Raw genomic sequence first — 4,896 nt, forward strand, 5'->3', positions numbered from 1 at the left:
TGGCGCGTAAGGCGCTGGCGGAAATGGTAGGTATTGAGTGGCGGTATCTCGCCAACATTGAGAATAAAGGGACGATCCCCAGCCTCCCGGTCGTGATCCAGCTTATCAAGACCTGCGGGCTTCCTGTGGAACGGTATTTCAATCCCGAAGTGCTGCGCTCGGAAAGTGAGCAGCGCCAGCGGGTCGGCCACAAGCTGAAACTCTGTCCCGAAGAATACCTGCCGATCATCGAGGGCGCGATTGACGGGGCTATAAAAATTGAACAGCCAAAGAAGAAAGAAACGGGGGATGCCTGAAAACCATCCTCTGTTTTCTTTTGTTTGCGAGGGGCGCAAAAGCGTCCTTTATTTTTTGCACTTTTTTTCTGGAAAGTTCCTGTTTTGCGGGTAGTTTGAGGGTTTGCGAAGGTACTTATAGCGGAGAAGAACAAAAACAGCAAGCATATGTGTGTGCGTCCAGAGCATTTCCTATTCGCTGCTGTGCCGGTGGTTTCGGGCCGCCGTCCTCCCGCTGGACGCGGCCCTGTGCGCCGAGATCAGCAAGAGCCGGGACGAGGTGAAACGCTGCGTCGAGTGTGGGGCCGTGTTCACGCCGAAGTCCAACCGGGCCAAATACTGCCCGGATTGCGCGGCGCGAGTGCGCCGTAAGAAAGAGGCCGAACGGCAGCGGCAAAGATACCTGTCTTTGGCCGCCCGGAAATGAACACACATGAAAAATCTCATGCAGATAAAAATATGTCAACGATCTGCGCCGGTTTGGTTAATGAGCGTCCTACAAATCCGAAGCACAATTCCGTATAATGCACGCAAGGCCGTTGCGAAAGTACGCAAACACAGGCCGGAAAAGAGGTGATAGGTCGTGAAGATATGGAAAAGGCATTTCCGCCTGTGCTTTCAAATCTCAATCTTGTTGTGGTAGCCGGGTGTGGCCCGGTTGAATATGCCTCCTGTCTACGCATTTAGGCTGGTAATAAGCCAGTCATTTCAAGGCTTTTGGGGCATGGTCGGCAGACAGGTGGGACAGATTATCCAATCCCCGCCAGAATAGGCTTCTAAATGCGTAGAGGAAAACCCATAAGAAAGCGCCGGACGCGGCGGCCTGCTGGCCCTGCGTCCGGCGCTTTCTCATAGGCTGTCCTTTAGGATGGCCCGGATCAGCTTGTTTTGCAAGCGGTGTTTCATGTACTCGTCCACCCGCACATGAGGCGTTCCGTCCAGCTCATAGAGCGTCCGGGTACACAGCTTGTTTATGTAGCCGTTGTAGTACCGCAAGATGCGCTCCATTGCCAGCGGATCACCGGCGCGGGCCTCTGCAAAAACTGACAGGGGCAGAAGCACCCTGCCGTTGAATGTAGGCTGCTTCATTTCGCGTTCCTCCCTCCCGGCATTAACGCCATCAATTTCACGCGCAACTGTTTCAGGGTGCTTGTCCTGTGGCGCTGGACGGCGCTGCGGGACATCCCCATAAGGCCGCCGATCTCGCCGTCCGCCATAGCCGCGACACAATACAGAATTAAAATCTGCTGCTCCTGCTCCGGCAGGCTGGCAAAGGCTCCGGCCACCAGCTCGTCCCGGATATGTAGGTCATAGCCAAAGGCCGAGAATGTAAAGCTGTCGCTGGGGTATTCGTCCAGCGTACAGAGCTTGTCCATTTCCGCCTGCGGCAAGGTGTCCAGCGGCTTTTCCCGGTCACGGCGGCGGGCCAGCTCCGATAGGTAGGTGATAGCCTCGTTGCGGAGAACAGTCTTGCAGAAAGCGTCCAGCCGGTTCCGTTCCACATAGTCAAAGGTGTATTCGTTCATCTTCTCACCCCCGATCTGCGGGAGAGTGAGAAGATAAAGCTGCTTATTCCACTCCTTTCACTGGCAGCAATGTGGCGGCCCCGGCCCGCACCAAAGAACCGCAGGAAACAACAAATTTCGCCCGGCAGGTCGCAGACCCACCGAGCGAAAGCAGAAGTGATATGCAGTTGATTTACATGGTATAGTACATACTCATGGCCGCTTGTCCCCGTAGCCGGGGACGGGCTTTTTAGGGGTGGTGCAACCCCTGTCTTATTTTGTCGAAACGCTCTTTGCTTCATGGCGGCTCCCTCCGTGGGCCGCCGATCCCGCCAGTGTCAGGGCGTCGTTCCGTATGAGGGCATAAAGAACGGCGGCCTTGATTTTGTCAAAGCCGCCGAAAGATTGAGTGTAGGACATGGCGATTGCCTGCTGAACGACGGCTTTTTTCTTTTGCCGTCGTCCGGCAGATAATTAGTTATTTACTTTCAAACACAATTTTGGAAAAAAGCATTTTCCAGTTGAGCAAAATCCCGTGGATTTTCAAGTTGAAAAATTTTTCTCCGTTTGTCGATAAAAACCACATCGTCGCAGAAATTCGCAACCAAATCAAGGTTATGGGCTGAAAAGAGTACAAGGTTCCCTGCTTCCCGATGCTCAATCAGTAACTTTTTTAGTGTGGCAACACTTTCAGGATCAAGGCCATTAAAAGGTTCATCCAGAATTAGATTTCCTGCACCCGAAAGAAACGACGCAATCAGATACACCTTTTGTTTCATGCCAAGCGAATAGTTTGCAATATATTCGTTCAGTGACCGCTCCAACTTAAAAGCCGCTGACAACCTTTCGAGCGTTTCTTTTGCTTTAACGGCATTTTGGCGATATAGCTGTATGATGCACTTCAAGTATTCATTTCCGGTCAAATTCAAAAACATCTCTTTGCTGTCTGGAACATAGAAAAACTGAAACTTAGACTTAAACTCCCGATTATCAATCTCATCAATTTCAACATTTCCGCTATCCATGCTGGCCGGTTGTGTGATGGCATTTAATAATGTGGATTTACCAATGCCATTGACGCCAACCAGTGCATAAATCCGTTGATTGTCCAAGGAGCAGGAGATGTTTTCAAAAATTATTCTATTTCCATACTTTTTCGATATGCCTTTTACTTTAATCACGAAAACTCCTCCTGCAAAACAACCAATATACGCACTCTATCGCAACAACACAACCACTCACACAAACAGCAAATGGCAGCAGAGAAATATAATCATTGATTTGCGTTATAAAATAGATTTCCCCAACAGTCAAAGTTATTGAAGCAAAAAGCACAATTACTTTGCTGATATTTCCGTGGAGCAGCTCATTTGTGCTATTTGGTGAGCGTGGCATCTTATAGTCTAAAAATACTCCAAACCATACACAGCCATAATTCATTATGGTTCCATAAATGAGAAGCAAGAAGGCATCCAGTACAGATATACCGTAAAAAAATGTTGCTCCCGCCCAGAACAGCAATACCGTAATTTCTCCCCAAAAGAAACCTTGCAGGGTTTTCCAGAAAAATAATCGGTGTGTGGATATGGGAAGAAATGAAATGTATGCTTTATTCGGATCGCTGGAATAGGCGGTGCTTGAAATGGTGTTCACAGCACAGCAGGACACCAGCAGAAACAATTCTAAAGTATATCGTTCGGACACTCCTATCCAATCAAAGTTTTGCACCAATAGCCCGCACAGAACAATCACTGTCAGGATATTCTTTATGTTTGAAAAGAAAATGAGTTCCTTGTTTCTTGATACCCGTTTCCATTCCAACAGGAAGTACGGATTTTTAATTTTTGTAGGCGCTATGGCTTTATTGGCTTTTCGATACTGGAAGTTCTGGGTGTTCAAATACCCTCGAACATATCCAGCCTTTACGCAAAAGTAAGCACAAAGAGTTGACAAAGCTGCAACCAACATTGCAATCAGGAGCCACTTGTCAGGGCAAAATACTTTATTCAGGTTTTCTAAAAATCCCGGCCGAAATAAAATCTCCGACACAAGATTTCCTGCTGATAGCGCCAACAACAAAAATGCTCCATATTGTAAGAGGATAAATCCATATCCCACAATGGATGCCGGAAGCAAATTGGCGATAGCCATAGAAATCAGCAGAACAAGCAGATCAATCAAACAGCTACCTATCCAACAAAACAGCATGATTGTTACTGTCGAAAACCAATCTGAAATGACATACAAAAAGCAGGCCCAAAATGCAGAAATGGTGACGCCTAATTGTAAACAGGCAAGACGGCCAATAACTAATAGGACTAATCTGCCTGACGATAGTGGGAAGCACAGAGCATCTTTTATCTGCCGGTTGGTAAAAAGCTGATCGGGTATTTTATATATTCCAATAAATGCACTGATCCAAATTGCAAGGATGGACACGAATACACGATAGCCGGATATTGATCCGGGCAGGTAGTGACCCAATACATACCATATCAAGTACCCCACATAAATACCGATCATGGAAAGTGAAAGCGTAATAATGGGAGTGTTTCTGCTTTTCAAGATTGCTTTATAGAGTGTGCGCTTCATAGTTCTTCCGGCTTATATCTGTGAAATATAGGATGCCATCATGATTACCAAAAGAACAGCAAACACAATGCTATTCATTTTTGAAAGCCGCTTCTGCTTGATAAAGCCGATGTTTATAACCAGCGCAATGATTGGAAGCAGCCAGACAGCTAAAACGCTGGGTAAGGGATAATAGGTATCACCCGTATGCAAAATAGAAATCTGCTCCGGCAGGAAAAACAGCATAATGCCGGACAGGAGAAACATCAAAAGAATAATCGCAAAATTGACGGTTGCCAGTTTTGCATTATTTTCGGTGAAATTCTCACCAAGAAGGTTTTTTAACAGTTTGCGAATCATTTTATTAGCCTCCGTTTCTAAACCGGCTCAACCATTTTGTTAGAGTTCAGCTGAAAAAACCATTTGGGGCTCAGCGGAAATAACCAAACGTAGATCAAGTAAAAAGACCAAACAACCCAGATTTCCAATCAGGTTATTCTTTCGTTGCTATTGGCTCAATTGCAGATACCTTTCCTGTTTGCAAA

Annotated in this window: 7 protein-coding genes and 1 pseudogene; 2 read left to right on the top strand and 6 right to left on the bottom strand. The window is 46.9% G+C overall.

The genetic code is table 11. From position 1 onward, the window contains the following. The coding region (locus JCM17207_RS07830) for a helix-turn-helix domain-containing protein (protein WP_238317054.1) at positions 1-296 on the top strand (296 nt) is incomplete at its 5' end. A 148-nt stretch (positions 297-444) separates the two neighbouring features. Next, positions 445-702, top strand: a pseudogene (locus JCM17207_RS07835) (cysteine-rich VLP protein); the annotation flags it as partial. A 422-nt stretch (positions 703-1,124) separates the two neighbouring features. On the opposite strand, the gene JCM17207_RS07840 reads toward JCM17207_RS07835, so the two are convergent. The 6 genes from JCM17207_RS07840 to JCM17207_RS07865 all read right to left on the bottom strand — a co-directional run bounded on the left by JCM17207_RS07840 (position 1,125) and on the right by JCM17207_RS07865 (position 4,711). Next, positions 1,125-1,364 (bottom strand): helix-turn-helix domain-containing protein, encoded by a 240-nt coding sequence (locus JCM17207_RS07840; protein ID WP_238317055.1) that lies wholly within the window; start codon positions 1,362-1,364, stop codon positions 1,125-1,127. Next, positions 1,361-1,801, bottom strand: coding sequence for an RNA polymerase sigma factor (locus tag JCM17207_RS07845; RefSeq protein WP_238317056.1), 441 nt, complete (start codon positions 1,799-1,801; stop codon positions 1,361-1,363). The genes JCM17207_RS07840 and JCM17207_RS07845 overlap by 4 nt, the downstream gene beginning before the upstream one ends. Before the next feature lie 252 nt (positions 1,802-2,053). Continuing rightward, complete coding sequence (locus tag JCM17207_RS07850; RefSeq protein ID WP_238317057.1) at positions 2,054-2,200, bottom strand: hypothetical protein; 147 nt, start codon at positions 2,198-2,200, stop codon at positions 2,054-2,056. 68 nt (positions 2,201-2,268) lie between these two features. Beyond that, positions 2,269-2,961 carry an ATP-binding cassette domain-containing protein gene (locus JCM17207_RS07855; RefSeq protein ID WP_238317058.1) on the bottom strand — a complete coding sequence of 231 codons (693 nt, stop codon included), beginning with the start codon at positions 2,959-2,961 and terminating at the stop codon, positions 2,269-2,271. Continuing rightward, positions 2,954-4,303, bottom strand: coding sequence for a hypothetical protein (locus JCM17207_RS07860; RefSeq protein ID WP_238317059.1), 1,350 nt, complete (start codon positions 4,301-4,303; stop codon positions 2,954-2,956). Before JCM17207_RS07860 ends, JCM17207_RS07855 begins: the two co-directional genes overlap by 8 nt. 81 nt (positions 4,304-4,384) lie before the next feature. After that, positions 4,385-4,711: a hypothetical protein gene (locus JCM17207_RS07865; protein WP_087180074.1), complete on the bottom strand. Its 327-nt coding sequence runs from the start codon at positions 4,709-4,711 to the stop codon at positions 4,385-4,387. Positions 4,712-4,896: the final 185 nt, after the last annotated feature.

Source organism: Faecalibacterium gallinarum, assembly GCF_022180365.1.
GTDB classification, from domain to species: domain Bacteria; phylum Bacillota; class Clostridia; order Oscillospirales; family Ruminococcaceae; genus Faecalibacterium; species Faecalibacterium gallinarum.